This is a genomic window from Allobosea sp. 05T439, from assembly GCF_056396005.1.
Window position 1 is genome coordinate 148,216 of the sequence record NZ_JBFTKP010000012.1, and the last position, 14,851, is coordinate 163,066.

Annotated in this window: 12 protein-coding genes; 8 read left to right on the forward strand and 4 right to left on the reverse strand. The window is 64.1% G+C overall.

The genetic code is table 11. The features are described 5' to 3' along the window. Nucleotides 1-71: 71 nt before the first annotated feature. Together AC1DIO_RS16300 and AC1DIO_RS16305 are read right to left on the reverse strand one after the other, a co-directional pair. The gene (locus tag AC1DIO_RS16300; protein ID WP_441491796.1) at nt 72-1,385 is read right to left on the reverse strand and encodes a M23 family metallopeptidase; all 1,314 of its coding nucleotides are present in this window, start codon (nt 1,383-1,385) and stop codon (nt 72-74) included. Between the two features lie 100 nt (nt 1,386-1,485). Further along, on the reverse strand, nt 1,486-1,950 hold the full coding sequence (locus AC1DIO_RS16305) for a peroxiredoxin (protein ID WP_476853694.1): 465 nt from the start codon (nt 1,948-1,950) through the stop codon (nt 1,486-1,488). A 237-nt stretch (nt 1,951-2,187) separates the two neighbouring features. Here AC1DIO_RS16305 and AC1DIO_RS16310 point away from each other — a divergent pair, with 237 nt between their 5' ends. Next, nucleotides 2,188-5,655 carry a hypothetical protein gene (locus AC1DIO_RS16310; RefSeq protein WP_476832330.1) on the forward strand — a complete coding sequence of 1,156 codons (3,468 nt, stop codon included), beginning with the start codon at nt 2,188-2,190 and terminating at the stop codon, nt 5,653-5,655. Nucleotides 5,656-5,697: 42 nt separating this feature from the next. On the opposite strand, the gene tyrS is transcribed toward AC1DIO_RS16310, so the two are convergent. After that, nucleotides 5,698-6,942, reverse strand: a complete 1,245-nt coding sequence (gene tyrS, locus AC1DIO_RS16315) for a tyrosine--tRNA ligase (protein WP_441491793.1) — start codon at nt 6,940-6,942, stop codon at nt 5,698-5,700. Nucleotides 6,943-7,077: 135 nt separating this feature from the next. Continuing rightward, complete coding sequence (locus tag AC1DIO_RS16320; protein ID WP_113515436.1) at nt 7,078-7,749, reverse strand: alpha/beta hydrolase; 672 nt, start codon at nt 7,747-7,749, stop codon at nt 7,078-7,080. A gap of 295 nt (nt 7,750-8,044) precedes the next feature. On the opposite strand from AC1DIO_RS16320, the gene AC1DIO_RS16325 reads away from it, so the two are divergent. From AC1DIO_RS16325 to AC1DIO_RS16355, 7 genes are all read left to right on the forward strand, one after another. Continuing rightward, nucleotides 8,045-9,250, forward strand: a complete 1,206-nt coding sequence (locus AC1DIO_RS16325) for a cysteine desulfurase family protein (RefSeq protein ID WP_441491792.1) — start codon at nt 8,045-8,047, stop codon at nt 9,248-9,250. 61 nt (nt 9,251-9,311) lie between these two features. Further along, on the forward strand, nt 9,312-10,784 hold the full coding sequence (gene sufB / locus AC1DIO_RS16330; protein WP_441491791.1) for a Fe-S cluster assembly protein SufB: 1,473 nt from the start codon (nt 9,312-9,314) through the stop codon (nt 10,782-10,784). A gap of 115 nt (nt 10,785-10,899) precedes the next feature. After that, the gene (gene sufC / locus AC1DIO_RS16335; RefSeq protein ID WP_476853695.1) at nt 10,900-11,652 is read left to right on the forward strand and encodes a Fe-S cluster assembly ATPase SufC; all 753 of its coding nucleotides are present in this window, start codon (nt 10,900-10,902) and stop codon (nt 11,650-11,652) included. Continuing rightward, complete coding sequence (locus AC1DIO_RS16340) at nt 11,652-12,998, forward strand: SufB/SufD family protein (protein ID WP_476853696.1); 1,347 nt, start codon at nt 11,652-11,654, stop codon at nt 12,996-12,998. Before sufC ends, AC1DIO_RS16340 begins: the two co-directional genes overlap by 1 nt. Next, the gene (locus AC1DIO_RS16345; RefSeq protein ID WP_476853697.1) at nt 12,998-13,204 is read left to right on the forward strand and encodes a tautomerase family protein; all 207 of its coding nucleotides are present in this window, start codon (nt 12,998-13,000) and stop codon (nt 13,202-13,204) included. The genes AC1DIO_RS16340 and AC1DIO_RS16345 overlap by 1 nt, the downstream gene beginning before the upstream one ends. Nucleotides 13,205-13,206: 2 nt before the next feature. Next, the gene (locus tag AC1DIO_RS16350; protein WP_441491788.1) at nt 13,207-14,445 is read left to right on the forward strand and encodes a cysteine desulfurase; all 1,239 of its coding nucleotides are present in this window, start codon (nt 13,207-13,209) and stop codon (nt 14,443-14,445) included. Nucleotides 14,446-14,459: 14 nt separating this feature from the next. Beyond that, nucleotides 14,460-14,843, forward strand: coding sequence for an SUF system Fe-S cluster assembly protein (locus tag AC1DIO_RS16355; protein ID WP_441491787.1), 384 nt, complete (start codon nt 14,460-14,462; stop codon nt 14,841-14,843). Nucleotides 14,844-14,851 lie beyond the last annotated feature (8 nt).

The following is a 14,851-nucleotide window of genomic DNA, read 5'->3' on the forward strand; positions in this document are numbered from 1 at the left end:
TCCGATGGGCTAGCCTTCCTTGATTGCATCGGCTCACCCGAAAACTGCAATCCACTTTTCGGGCCGATGCTTTAGAGCTGGTTGGCGAGCTTGCTCCCGGCGCGGACAAAGCGCGTCGGGTCGATGGGCTCGCCCTCGATCCGGGTTTCGTAATGCAGATGTGGGCCGGTCGAGCGCCCGGTCGTGCCGACCTTGCCGACCACGGTCCCGCTCGTCACCATTTGTCCGGCCGAAACGCTGATGGCAGACATGTGAGCATAGCGCGTGGTGATGCCGCCCGCATGCTCGATCTCGACCATGTTTCCGTAGCCGCCGGTATATTCAGCTGAGACAACCTTGCCGGGCGCGGTGGCGCGGATCGGCGTGCCGGTTTCGGCGCGGAAGTCGATGCCGGTATGCATCGCCGGGCTGCGGGTGAACGGGTCGACGCGATAGCCATAGTTCGAGGTCATGTCGACTTCGCCCTGCATCGGCTTGCGAAGGGGCAATTGCTCGACAAGACCGCGCAGCCGGTAGACCGCCGATATGCGCGGTTGCAGGGCGCTCAATGTGGCCTCGAAGGGACCGGCGGACGCATCGACCTTGAAGGGGACGAAGGGGCCGCCGACACCCTTGGCGATCGTCGTCGTGGCGGCAAGCTTGTCGGTGTCGAGCCCGGTCTCCGCCAGCGCCCCGCGCAGTGTTTTCTGAGATTCGGCGAGCGACTGTTCCATATGGCGTAGCGCGGCGAGTTGCGCCGTTGCGGTCTCCGACAGCGACTGGTCAAGCCTGGTGAGCGATTCTGCGACGCGTTGCGCGGGTGCTTGCGGAGCTTCCTCCGCCTCGCCCGATTGCCAGGGGACGCTCTTGTGCTCTTCCGAGCTGCGGAGCCCGGGAGCGTCGGGAGCGGGCATCGGCTTGCTTGAGGTGATCGGCGCGAAGCTTGAGACGCTGGAGGCGCGGATCGGTTCCTCCGCCTTGATCAGGCGTGAACGCAGTGGAACCTTTGCAGGCGATGCAATGCCGCCGGCCTGCAGAGTTTCGGTGACGGCAGCGACCAGGGCCTGCTTGCTCTCCAGCTCGGCCTGACGCGTGGCCAGTTCGTCGACACGAGCCTCGACGCCATCCTGATCGAGCAGGGCGCGGCTGGCGAGCCGGTCGATATCGGCGCGCAACGCCGCGATCCTGTCTTCATAGGCATATTGCCGGGTGGTTTCGCGGGCGATCAGCCGCGCCGCGATATCGTCCTTGCTGAGGATGTACCAGCCGGTCACACCGCCCCAGGCGGTCGTAAGGGCCAGAAGCGAGAGCCCCGCGAAGGCTGTCGAACGGCGGATCGTGTAGCTCTTGTGTGAGGCCAGTCCCGTGACGGGAAGGGCCGGGCCAGGCGAGGCGGGATGAGTCATACGCAAAACCGGATGTAACGCTGCCGATGATGCGAGTAGACCTTGTTAGGGTTAATCCTTTGCAAATCGCCAGCGCCGGCTCAGCATTCTGCGGCGAGTGTCACATCTCCCGAACGGCCGCCAGCACCTCTTCGGCATGGCCGGCGACCTTCACCTTGGGCCAGATCCGCACGATGCGGCCGTCCTGATCGATCAGAAAGGTGGTTCGCTCCACCCCCATATACTTGCGGCCATACATGCTCTTCTCGACCCAGATGCCGTAGTTCTCGAGCACCGCGCGGGCTTCATCTGCGACAAGCGGGAAGGTGAGGGCATATTTCTGCTTGAAGCGATCGTGACGCTTGATCGGATCGGGAGAGATCCCGACGATTTYGGCCCCAGCTGCGGCAAACTCCGCATGCAAGCCATTGAAGGCAATGGCTTCCTTTGTGCAGCTCTCGGTATCGTCCTTTGGATAGGCATAGAGTACGATCTTGCGTCCCCTAAGGTCGGCGAGCGAGATCGTGCCTGCGCCATCCCTTGGCAATGTGAATTCGGGTGCGAGATCGCCCACCTGCAAGCCCATGAATTGCCTTCCTTTCGTCGCGATCGCGCTGCAAGGAGCGCACGGAATCGATGGGCAGGGTGTGCCGCCCGTTCATGCGCCAGCCAGCCTGGATGGAGCAGAAGCCGAATCGGTTAGTCTGGCCGCAACATCCGTGTAACCCGCATACGGCCATTCAGAGCCGGCGAAGACTCATAGAATCTGGTGAAGCCGGACCGAAGTCGCATTTCGGCCCCTTTCAGAACGCGAAAGTCCTTGGTGAACGAAGGTAACGACAAGGTCGGTCAGGAGCCGCCGCGGGTTGTGGCACCCGAAAGCACGACCTGCGACGAGGTTGCTGCGGTCGCGCGGCGCGCGAAGGCTGGGCTTGTCACGATCGTGGTGGCGGTGGCTGTCGCTGTGGTGACGCTGGCGGGCGCGGCTGGCGCTCTGCTGGTCACCGGGATGATTCCGCTCTCGGGCCTGGAGGGCCGCATCTCGGCCGCGATTGCAGAACGGCTCGGTCCTGACTGGCAGGTCGAGGCTGGCAGCGCAGAGCTCAGCCGGATCGACGGGCGTGCCCAGCTCCGGGTCAGGCAGGTTTCGTTCCGTCACCGTAGCGGTGCGGCCTTCCGTGCTCCGGAGGCCGTGCTCGGTTATGTGCCGCTGGCGCTGCTGCGCGGCGAAATCCGGCTGGTGTCGGTCGACCTGCGTGGCGTCAACATGCGCCTCGGCGTCAATCATGACGGCGCATTGATCGTGAATGCGGATGCGGCCCCTCCGGAACCGGTGGTGCAGCCGCCCGCCATTCCAGATGCCAGCCATTGGAACGTCTTTACCAACATCATGGAAGCCGTCGCGACGGTTGCGGCCGGAGACGGTCTTCTCGGCGCGCTCGAAACGGCAGGCATGCGCGGAGCGAGGCTGGCGCTGGTCGATCCCGATGGTCGACAGAGGACCAGTCTCGAGGATGTCGACATCAGATTGTCGCGTGTCGGCAACGGAGTCAGCCGCCTCACGATGAAGGGCCGGACCGGCTCGCGCTGGAAGGAACTCGCTATCGACCTGTCGGCCGATCCGGATGGAACGCGGCGGGCGGAGATCGATGTCGTTCGCTTCGAGCCCGCCGAGGCTGTTGCTCTCGCCGTGGGCACGTCCAGTGTCGCGATCAACGGGCTGCCGATGAAGGGCAAGATCTCCTTGGCTCAGCGCCCGGGCGGCGAAAGCAAGATGTCGGCGCGCTTCGACATCCTTCCTGGCACGATCACGTTTCGCGACAGCCCGGTCGCACCGATCTCGGTCGATACTGCCCATGTCGAGTTGGAGAGCGGAACGGGGCTGGCTGATCTCCGTGTGACCTCGGCGGAGTTCAAGGCTGGTCCGACGGTTCTGCGTGGTTCCGGCAGCTTGCGGGGAGAGAATGGTGTCTGGCGCGTGGGGCTGGATGCCAAGGGACAGATAGCCGGGGTCGGTTCGGATCCGGCGGTCGCCATCGACAGCATTCAGAGCGGCATCGTCCTCGACAGCTCGGCCGGGGAGGTCCGTATCGAGAGTTTCTCACTGCGCGGCCCGCTGATCGCGGTCGACATGACCGGGCTTGTGCAGAAGCGGGGCGAATCGCCCTATCAGCAGTTCTGGATCCGGGCGACGGATTCTGACGCGCGGGCCGCCCTTGCAATCTGGCCGGAGTGGACTGCGCCCCATCTGCACGCTTCGCTGAGCCGGGAGGTGGCCGCAGGCCGTCTCACTGCGGTGGATGTCAAGGTCGACCTGCCGGCAGAAGATCACGCCCGAATGCTGCAAGGTGCAGGCATGCCCGACAAGGCGCTGCTCGTAACGGTGGACGCGACGAATGTACGCTATCTGCCGGGGCCCGGTTTGCCGCCGCTGATCGACGGCACGGTCAGCGGCACCGCGACCGGCCGGACGGTCCAGCTTACCATCCCGAAGGCGACAGCCGATCTGCGTGATGGCCGAAAGCTCGCGTTGAGCGAAGGCAGCTTTGGCATTCTCGATACCTGGGCGCCGCGTCCCCAGGCCAAGATCGGCTTCCGCTCCGTCGGGCCGGCTGACGCGGTTGCGGCACTCTTCACCTTTCCCGCGCTCAAGGAGTTCAATCCCGGAGCAGGCGATCCGGCCTCGATCCGGGGCAGCAGTGACCTGAAGACCGTCATCACCTTGCCGATGGCCGACGATATCCAGCCTTCCGATGTCGTGGTCCAGACCTCCGGCACGCTCTCCAACATTGCCTCGGATACATTGCTCGCCACCGAGAAGCTCGAAGCGGCCAATTTCACGGTCGGGTTCGATCGAACTGGCCTTTCGATCCGGGGCGAAGGCCGCGTCGGCGGCGAACGCGCGCAGATGGAGATCCGCCAGAACACGAAGGGACAGGGCGAGGCGACGCTCGCCTTCACGCTCGACAACGCTGCCCGCCAGAAGCGCGGCTTCGGGCCGGAGCTCGGCGTCAACGGCCCCGTGCAGGTCAAGGTATCGAAACAGCTTGGCAAGGGCGCGGAAATCGCGCCGCGTGTCGAACTCGATCTGACCAAGGCGGCGATCGACGGAGTAATCCCCGGATTCGCCAAGCCCGCCGGGCGCGCGGGGCGGGCGACCTTCAATTACTTGGTCGATGCCGATGGTCCCGATCTCGATGATTTCACGCTCGATGCGTCGCCGGTCCTGATCCGTGGCAAGATCGAGCTCAACAAGCAGAGTGGGTTCGAGGGGGCCAGCCTCTCGCAGTTTCGGATATCCCCAGGCGACAATCTCAAGGTCGAGGCCAAGCGTGACGGAACGGTAACGAAGCTGGTGATCCGCGGGCAGGTTGCCGATGTACGGCCCTTCATTCGTGACCTGCAGGTCGGCGCGGCTCCGACGGCGCGAGGCGACAAGAACGCCGCGCGCGGCAACGATGTCGACGTCGATCTCGACGTGCCGATCCTGACCGGATTCAACAACGAGGCGATCGGCAACGGAGTGCTGAAGTTCTCAAAGCGAAATGGTGACCTGCGCTCCCTGAGTTTCGACGGTCGTATCGGCCGGGCAAGCGTTTCCGCAAGGCAGGCCCGTCAAGGTGAGGGCGCCGGCACACTTGTCCTGCAGTCGGAGAATGGCGGCTCGGTGCTGCGCTTCTTTGACTTCTACCGTCGGGCTCACGGCGGCGATCTGGTGCTGACGCTGGGCCCGGGCGACACGCGCCAAAGCGGAGAGCTGCTCTTCCGCAACTTCGTCGTGCGCGACGAACCGGCGTTGCGGCGGGTCCTCGGAGAGCAGGCAGTGACGGCCCTGTCCGGCGATCGCGTTGGCGGAGCGGGAGGACGCATCGACGCCAGCGAGGTCGCCTTCACCAAGCTGAGGGCAGAATTCACCCGTTCTGCCAGCCGCCTGGATGTCTCGGACATGGTGATCTGGGGTCAGCAGATCGGGTTCACGCTTCAGGGGAATGTCGATTACGGCCGCGACAAGGTCGATATAGGCGGCACCTTCGTGCCGAGCTATGCCTTCAACAACGCCTTCGCGCAGGTGCCGGTCGTCGGAATGATCCTCGGCGGAGGTCAGTATGGCGGCTTGTTCGCCCTGAATTTCCGGATATCGGGATCTGCCAGCGCGCCGACCATGTCGATCAATCCGCTCTCCGCGATTGCGCCCGGCATCCTGCGTCGTTTCGTCGATCCGCTCGGGGGCGCCCCTCTGGAGCGCCCCGCCAGGCTACCGGTCCCTGCGCCGAGCCAGGCCCAGCGCTGAGCCTGGCTCGGCGCCGCGACTTGGTGTCGCGACTTGGGGCGTCTATTCCGGCCGCAGCAGGACGTGCTTCTTGCGGCCGAAGGAGAGCTTGATCACGCCCTCCGGCGAGAGATGGCCTGCCCCGAGCGCCGCGCGCTCATCGGTGACGACCTCGTCATTGACGCGAAGACCACCGGACTTGACCTGCCGGCGGGCTTCGCCGGTCGAGGGCACCAGGCCGGCGGTGACGAAGGCGGTCAGGACGCCGAGACCTGCGTCGAGAGCGGTCCGCGAGACTCCGACACTCGGCAGGTCCTCTGCGAGCGTGCCCTCCTCAAAGGTCCGGCGCGCCGTCTCGAAGGCCGCTTCCGCAGCCTCGCGGCCATGCAGCAATGCGGTGGCCTCCGTCGCGAGTACCTTCTTGGCGTCGTTGATCTCGGAACCGCCGAGGGCTGCCAGACGGGCGATCTCGTCCATCGGGAGCTTGGTGTAGAGCTTCAGGAAGCGCTCGACATCGGCGTCCTCGGTATTGCGCCAGAACTGCCAGAACTCATAGGGGCTCATCAGATCGGCATTGAGCCAGACGGCGCCATTGGCGGTCTTGCCCATCTTGCCGCCCGAGGCCGTCGTCAGCAGCGGCGACGTCAGCGCATAGAGCTGCACATTCGCCATGCGGTGGCCGAGGTCGATGCCATTGATGATATTGCCCCACTGGTCGGAGCCGCCCATCTGCAGCACACAGCCCGTGCGCTTGTTCAGCTCCACGAAGTCGTAGGCCTGCAGGATCATGTAGTTGAATTCGAGGAAGGACAGCGACTGCTCGCGGTCGAGCCGCATCTTCACGCTGTCGAAGGACAGCATGCGGTTGACCGAGAAGTGACGGCCGACATCGCGCAGGAACTCGAGATAGTTGAGCCCGAGCAGCCAGTCGGCATTGTTCAGCATGCTCGCCGCACCGTCGAAGTCGAGATAGCGGGCAAAAACCTTGCGGATACCCGTCAGGTTGCGCTCGATGTCTTCGACCGTCAGCAGCTTGCGCGCCTCGTCCTTGAAGGACGGGTCACCCACCATCGAGGTGCCGCCGCCCATCAGCGCGATTGGCTTGTGGCCGGTCTCCTGCATCCAGTGCAGCATCATGATCTGAATCAGCGAGCCCGCATGAAGAGACGTCGCGGTCGCGTCGAAGCCGATATAGGCGCTGATCGGCCCCTTCAGCGCAGCCGCATCAAGCCCTTCCGGATCGGAGATCTGATGAACATAGCCGCGCTCGGAGAGAACGCGCAGAAGATCGGATTTGAAAGTCGTCATGGCGAAAGCTCGTTTGCATAATGCGACCTCATCTCCGAGGAGCAACCGCGGATTGCGTCCCGAAGGATGTCTCCAGCATGCGCTGGAGCGCCCTTCGGGATGCCGCTTCGCGACTCCCTGGGATGAGGGCTGAATTCAGACCTGTTCCTGTTCGGCCTTGCTGATCTCGGGGCCGACCTTGCGGTCGAGATAGAGGCTGACCGCCTCCATCAGCTGGTCGACGCGACCATCGAAGAAGTGGTTGGCGCCCTCGACCACGGCGTGTTCGATCTGGATGCCCTTCTGGGTCTTCACCTTCTCGATCACGGCCATGACCTCCTTGACCGGCGCCACGCGGTCTTCCGAACCGTGCACGAACAATCCGGAGGAAGGGCAGGGTGCCAGGAAGGAGAAATCATAGCGGTTCGCCATCGCGGCGATCGACATGAAGCCCTCGATCTCCGGGCGGCGCATCAGCAGCTGCATGCCGATCCAGGCGCCGAAGGAGACGCCGGTGATCCAGCAGCTCTTGGCCTCGGGGTTCAGCGCCTGCATCCAGTCCAGCGCAGCGGCGGCGTCCGACAGTTCACCGGCGCCATGGTCGAAATGGCCCTGGCTGCGGCCGACGCCGCGGAAATTGAAGCGCAGCGCCGAAAAGCCCCGGTTCACGAACGTGTAGAACAGATTGTAGACGATCTGGTTGTTCATCGTGCCGCCGAACTGAGGGTGCGGGTGCAGGATGATGGCGAGCGGGGCGCCCTTCTTCTTTGCGGGCTGGTAGCGACCTTCGATCCGTCCGGCCGGTCCGTTGAAAATCACCTCGGGCATATCACACTCGCCTTTTGTTGGGGCAGAGCCGCGCGCAACCGGCAAATCGGCGGCAAACTGCCGTCCAAAATGTCCCGCTGCCCTTGACGGACCTGCCGCTCGCGCCCTACATCAAGCGCTTAGAATAGTTCTAACAGCCGTGAACAAGACCGGAACAAACGAGCGGTTTGCCGTTTTGGCGAACCTGCGGTCCCGGAACACGGCCGGTTGGATGGGCGGCTATAGCACGGCGCAGGGGTGCAATTTCAAGCATTTCGTGCCGGCCAGGCCGCCGCTGGATCGGAGCTTCGCAAACGTGACCGGGTCAGCCCGCAGCTATCTCGACCACAACGCCACCACGCCGGTTCGCCCGGACGTGGCGGAGGCGATGCTGGCCGCGTTGCGCATGCCCGGCAATCCATCCTCCGTCCACGGTGAGGGCAGGCTGGCGCGGGCTGCTGTCGAGAAGGCACGGGAACAGGTCGCACGCCTTTGCGCTGCCAGCCCGGCCAACGTCGTTTTCACCAGCGGCGGCACGGAGGCCAATGCCACGGTGCTTTCGCCGGGGTTGATGGAATGCAGTGGCGGACGCGATTGCATCCGCGTGCCGGGCTCGCTTCTGCTCTATGGCGCGACCGAGCATGCCTGCGTCCGCGACGGTCATCGCTTCGCAGGTGGTGCAGCGGAAACCATCCCGGTCGATGCCACGGGGCTTGCCGATCTGGCCTGGCTCGAGGCGCGGCTGCAGAGATTGGCCAGCGAGCAACCCGGCGCGCGGGCGCTCGTTTCGCTGCATCTTGCAAATAACGAAACCGGCGTCATTCAGCCGATTGCCGAAGCAGCGGTCATTGCCAGGCGTTACGGCGCGCTGCTGCACTGCGACGCGGTTCAGGTCGCCGGCAAAATTTCTATCGATATCAACGCATTGGGCGCAGATGTTCTGGCTCTGTCTGCGCACAAGATCGGCGGTCCGAAGGGAGTTGGCGCCATCGTCCTCCGCAGTGGTGCCTACGAACTCGCCGACAAGCCGGTTCGCGGTGGTGGGCAGGAACGTGGCTGGCGTGCCGGCACAGAAAACGTTCCCGGCATCGTCGGCTTCGGCGTCGCTGCCGAGATCGCCGGCGAGGCCATCGCGACCGAGGCGGCCAGGCTTTCGGATCTCCGCAACATGCTGGAAGCCGGTATCCTGTCCCTCGCACCGGAGACGGTTCTATTCGGTGGCGCTACCCCGCGTCTGCCGAATACCAGCGCCTTCGCGACGCCGGGGATCAAGGCGGAAACGGCGTTGATCATGCTGGATCTCGCTGGCATAGCGCTCTCGTCCGGCTCGGCCTGCTCCTCGGGCAAGGTCAAGCGCTCGCATGTCCTGGATGCCATGGGCGTCGACCCTGTCATGAGTGCAGGGGCCTTGCGGGCGAGCCTGGGATGGACCACTTCCGAGGCCGATATCGCTCATTTCCTTGCGGCATACGCGAAGGCGCTTGCCGCGAAAACCGGTCGGGAGAGGCAGGCGGCGGCCTGACTGTTCCGGCGACTATCTTGAAAGAACCGGCGGGCCTTGAACCCGCGACTGGAGACTGAATATGGCAGCGGTCCAGGAGACCATTGATCAGGTCAAGTCGATTGACGTGACCGAGTACAAATACGGCTTCGTCACCGAGATCGAAGTCGATAAGCCCGCCAAGGGGCTGACCGAAGACACGGTCCGCTACATCTCGGCGCGCAAGAACGAGCCGGCATGGATGCTGGAATGGCGGCTGGATGCCTTCCGGCGCTGGAAGACGATGACGGAGCCAACCTGGTCGCGCGTCAACTACCCGCCGATCGATTATCAGAACATCTATTACTACGCCGCGCCGAAGATGGGCGCGCAGCCGAAATCGCTCGACGAGGTCGATCCGGCGATCCTTGAGACCTATAAGAAGCTCGGTATTCCGCTCCGTGAGCAGGAGATTCTCGCTGGCGTCGCGCCGGAGAACCGCGTTGCGGTCGATGCCGTCTTCGACTCCGTTTCGGTTGTCACCACCTTCAAGAAGGAGTTGGCCGAGGCCGGCGTGATCTTCTGCTCGATCTCCGAGGCGATCCAGGAGCATCCCGAGCTCGTCAAGAAGTACCTCGCCACCGTCGTTCCGGTGACCGACAACTACTTCGCCACGCTGAACAGCGCGGTCTTCACCGATGGCTCCTTCGTCTACATCCCCAAGGGCGTGCGCTGCCCGATGGAGCTGTCGACCTATTTCCGCATCAACGAGCAGAACACCGGCCAGTTCGAGCGCACGCTGATCATCGCCGAAGAGGGCTCCTATGTGAGCTATCTMGAAGGCTGCACGGCGCCGAAGCGCGACGAGAACCAGCTCCACGCGGCGGTGGTCGAGCTGATCGCGCTCGATGATGCCGAGATCAAGTACTCGACCGTGCAGAACTGGTTCCCCGGCGATGCCGAGGGCAAGGGCGGCATCTACAACTTCGTCACCAAGCGCGGCGATTGCCGTGGCAAGAACTCGAAGATCTCGTGGACGCAGGTCGAGACCGGCTCCGCCATCACCTGGAAATACCCGTCCTGCATCCTGCGCGGCGACGGCTCGCGCGGCGAGTTCTACTCGATCGCCGTGTCGAACGGCATGCAGCAGGTCGATAGCGGCACCAAGATGATCCATCTCGGCCGCAACACGACCTCGAAGATCATCGCCAAGGGCATCGCGGCGGGAAAGTCGGACTCGACCTATCGCGGCATGGTCTCGGCGCATCGCAAGGCGACGGGCGCGCGCAACTTCACCAACTGCGATTCGCTGCTGATCGGCGACCAGTGCGGCGCGCACACGATCCCCTATATCGAGGCCAAGACCGCCACCGCGATCTTCGAGCATGAGGCTACGACCTCGAAGATCGGTGAGGACCAGCTCTTCTATTGCCAGCAGCGCGGCCTCTCCGAGGAGGAGGCGGTGGCGCTGATCGTCAACGGCTTCGTCAAGGAGGTGCTGCAGCAACTCCCGATGGAGTTCGCCGTCGAGGCGCAGAAGCTCATCACTATCTCGCTCGAAGGCTCCGTCGGCTAGCGCGACATCATGGTCTGGCATGTCCAGACCAGCCACGCCCTTCTTGAACAGACACCAGCCGCGGATGCTTGGCACAAGACCGAGCGCGACGCGGCAGAAACCGGAACTCTGACCAATGCTCGAAATCCGCAACCTGACCGTCAAGATCGCCGACGAGGACACCCAGATCCTGAACGGCCTGAACCTCACCGTGAATGACGGCGAAGTCGCTGCCATCATGGGGCCGAACGGCTCCGGCAAGTCGACCCTGTCCTATGTCATCGCCGGCAAGGAGGACTATGAGGTCCTCGACGGCGAGATCCTGCTGAATGGCGAGAACGTGCTGGAGATGGAGGCCGATGCCCGCGCCGCCGCCGGCATCTTCCTGGCCTTCCAGTATCCGCTGGAGATCCCCGGCGTCGCCACCATGACCTTCCTGAAGGCGGCGATGAACGCGCAGCGCAGGGCTMGCGGCGAGGACGAACTGCTGACGCCAGACTTCATCAAGCGCGTCAACGCTGCAGCTGATGGCCTTGGCATCAATCGCGAAATGCTGCGCCGCCCGCTCAATGTCGGCTTCTCCGGCGGTGAGAAGAAGCGCATGGAGATCCTGCAGATGGCGCTGCTCGCGCCCTCCATGTGCATCCTTGACGAGACCGATTCCGGCCTAGACATCGACGCGCTGCGCATCGTTGCCGAAGGCGTCAATGCCTTGCGCGACAAGAGCCGCGGCTTCCTGGTGATCACCCACTACCAGCGCCTGCTCGAGCACATCGTGCCCGACACCGTGCATGTCATGGCCAGGGGCCGCATCGTCCGCACCGGCGGCAAGGAACTGGCCCTGGAGCTCGAGAAGAGCGGTTACGCAGCCTATGGGGAGGCCGCCTGATGGCCATCGTCACCCCGCTGAAGACCGCGGCCGAGCAGGTCCTCGCCCAGCAGTTCGCCAATGTGAAGGCTGAGCTGCCGGGAGCCGGGCCGGTTCGCAAGCTGCGCGAAGATGCCTTCGCCGGCTTCGAGGCCAAGGGCCTGCCGCATCGCCGCCTCGAAGCCTGGCGCTATACGGATCTGCGCATGATGCTGCGCGAGGCGAAGCCTCTCGCCGGCGGCAATGCTGCAACCCAGGCCGTGCGCGACCGTCTTTCCACGCTGAAGCTGGACGGTCTCAGGCTCGTCCTGATCGACGGCGCCTTCAATGCCGAGCTTTCGGGCCTCGCTGCCTTGCCCGAGGGCGTCACGGTTCATGCCCTGGCCGACGCGCTGGTTTCGCCGCGCGAGGATCTGACGCGGATCCTCTCCGGTCCCGCCGTCGCGGAAGGCGATACCGGCCTGATGCTCAACACGGCGTTGATGCGTGACGGTGTCCTGGTCGAGATCGCGGAAGGCACCGAACTCGCGGCGCCGATCGCGATCATCTCGCTCGCCTCCGGCGAAGACGAGCAGGCGATCTTCAGCCGCTCGGTCGTGCTTGCCGGCAAGGGCGTCAAGGGCTCGATCGTCGAGATCAGCGAGAGCGCCGGGGCGAAAGCTGCGCAAATCAACACGGCGATCGTCTTCGAAGCCGGCGACGAAAGCGAGATCCAGCACATCCGGCTCGTGACGCGCCAGCCGGCCGAGACAGTGCAGGTGCTGAGTCTGCTCGCGACTGTTGGCGCCCATGCCAGGTTCGACTCCTTCGCGTTGATCTGCAATGCGGGCACGGTGCGTCAGCAGCATTTCGTGCGTTATGCCGGAGAGCACACTGAGGTCGGGCTACGCGGCGTCAACCTGCTCGGTGGCCAGGAGCATTCCGACGTCACGCTCGTGGTCGACCATGAAGTCCCTCACGGCACCAGCCGCGAGCTGTTCAAGTCGATCATTGGCGGCGAAGGCACCGGCGTCTTCCAGGGCAAKGTCATCGTGCGTCAGCATGCGCAGAAGACCGATGGCAGCATGAAGAGCAATGCGCTGCTCCTGAACGACGGCGCGACCATGTTCAACAAGCCCGAGCTCGAGATCTTCGCCGACGACGTGGTCTGCGGCCATGGCGCCACCGTGGCGCAGATCGATGGCGAGCAGCTGTTCTATCTGATGGCGCGCGGCCTGCCGCGGCCTCAGGCCGAGGCGCTGGTTCTGCAGGCCTTTGCCGGCGAGGCGGTCGAGTTCGTTGCCGACGAGGCGTTGCGCGACCTGATCATGGGCGAAGTCGAAGGTTGGCTCGCCAACCGCGAGCACACAGCCGAGAAGGCAGCCTGATGCCATACGTCAATCTCCAGATCACCAAGGGTGCGACCCGTGAACAGAAGGCCGAGATCGTCAAGGAGTTMACGCAGACCCTTGTCCGCGTGCTCGGCAAGAACCCGGACAACACCCATATCGTGATCCAGGAGATCGAGCGCGAGGACTGGGGCMATGCCGGCGTGCTCGTCGCCGACAGGCCAAGCAATCCTGGAAAGGCCTGACCATGAATGCGCCGGTGAAGCCTTATGACGTTGCGGCGATCCGCCGGGATTTCCCGATCCTGAGCCGGGAGGTCTACGGCAAGCCGCTGGTCTATCTCGACAATGCGGCCTCGGCGCAAAAGCCGAATGTCGTCATCGATGCGATGAGCCGGCTGATGCGCGAGGACTATGCCAATGTCCATCGCGGGCTGCACTACCTCGCCAACGCGTCGACTGAGGCCTATGAGGCGGCGCGCGAAAGCGCGCGCCGCTTCCTAAATGCCGCCCATCTCGAAGAGATCATCTTCACCCGGTCCTCGACCGGCGCGCTGAATCTCGTTGCCTCGTCTCTCGGGCGCCATCTCGGCATCCAGGAGGGCGACGAGATCATTCTCTCGATCCTGGAGCACCATTCCAACATCGTGCCCTGGCACTATTGGCGCGAGCGGCATGGGGCGGTGATCAAATGGGCGCCGATCGACGAGGACGGCAATTTCCTCATCGAGGAATTCGAGAAGCTGATCTCGCCGCGCACCAAGATCGTGGCACTGACCCATATGTCGAATGCGATCGGCACGATCGTTCCGATCGCCGAGGTTGCTGCCATCTGTCAGGCCTATCGGATTCCGCTGGTCGTGGATGGCAGCCAGAGCGCGGTGCATCTGCCGGTCGACGTGCAGACCCTCGGCTGCGATTTCTACTGCTTCACCGGCCACAAGACCTATGGACCGACTGGCTCCGGCGTCCTCTGGGGCAAGCGCGAATGGCTGGAAAAGCTGCCCCCCTATGAGGGCGGCGGCGAGATGATCGTCACCGTCAGCGAGGACGCGATCACCTATAACGACCCTCCGCATCGCTTCGAGGCGGGGACGCCGGCGATCGTCGAGGCCGTGGGGCTTGGTGCCGCGCTCGACTACATGATGGCGCTGGGGCGCGAGAATATCGCCGCCCACGAGGCCAAGCTCACCAGCTATGCCATGCAGCGGCTCGGCGAGATGAACTCGATCCGGATATTCGGCAGGGCTGCGAACAAGGGTGCGATCGTCTCCTTCGAGTTGAAGGGCGCGCATGCGCATGACGTTGCGACCGTGATCGACCGCGCAGGTGTCGCAGTCAGGGCCGGTACCCATTGCGCGATGCCGCTTCTGGCCCGATATGGAGTGACGTCGACCTGCAGGGCTTCTTTCGGCCTCTACAATACGCTGGAAGAAGTCGACCATCTGGTCGAGGCGTTGCGGAAGGCCGAGAGCCTTTTCGCCTGAACGGGATTGTTGTGATGAGTGAGAGCGCCACCGAAGAGCTGAAGCCGAACGCCCCCAGCATGGGCGCGAGCTCGGGCCTGCCGCCGGAGGAGATCGATCGTCTCACCGACGATATCGTTGCAGCGCTGAAGACGGTCTACGATCCGGAGATTCCGGCTGACATCTATGAGCTCGGCCTGATCTACCGGGTCGATATCGCCGATGACCGCCAGGTCGCGATCGACATGACTCTGACCGCGCCAGGGTGCCCGGTTGCCGGCGAGATGCCCGGCTGGGTCGAGAACGCGGTGAGCGCCGTGCCCGGCGTCGCTGCGGTGACGGTGAGCATGACCTTCGATCCGCCCTGGGACCAGTCCCGGATGTCGGACGAGGCCAGAGTAGCGCTCGACATGTGGTGACAAGGGCA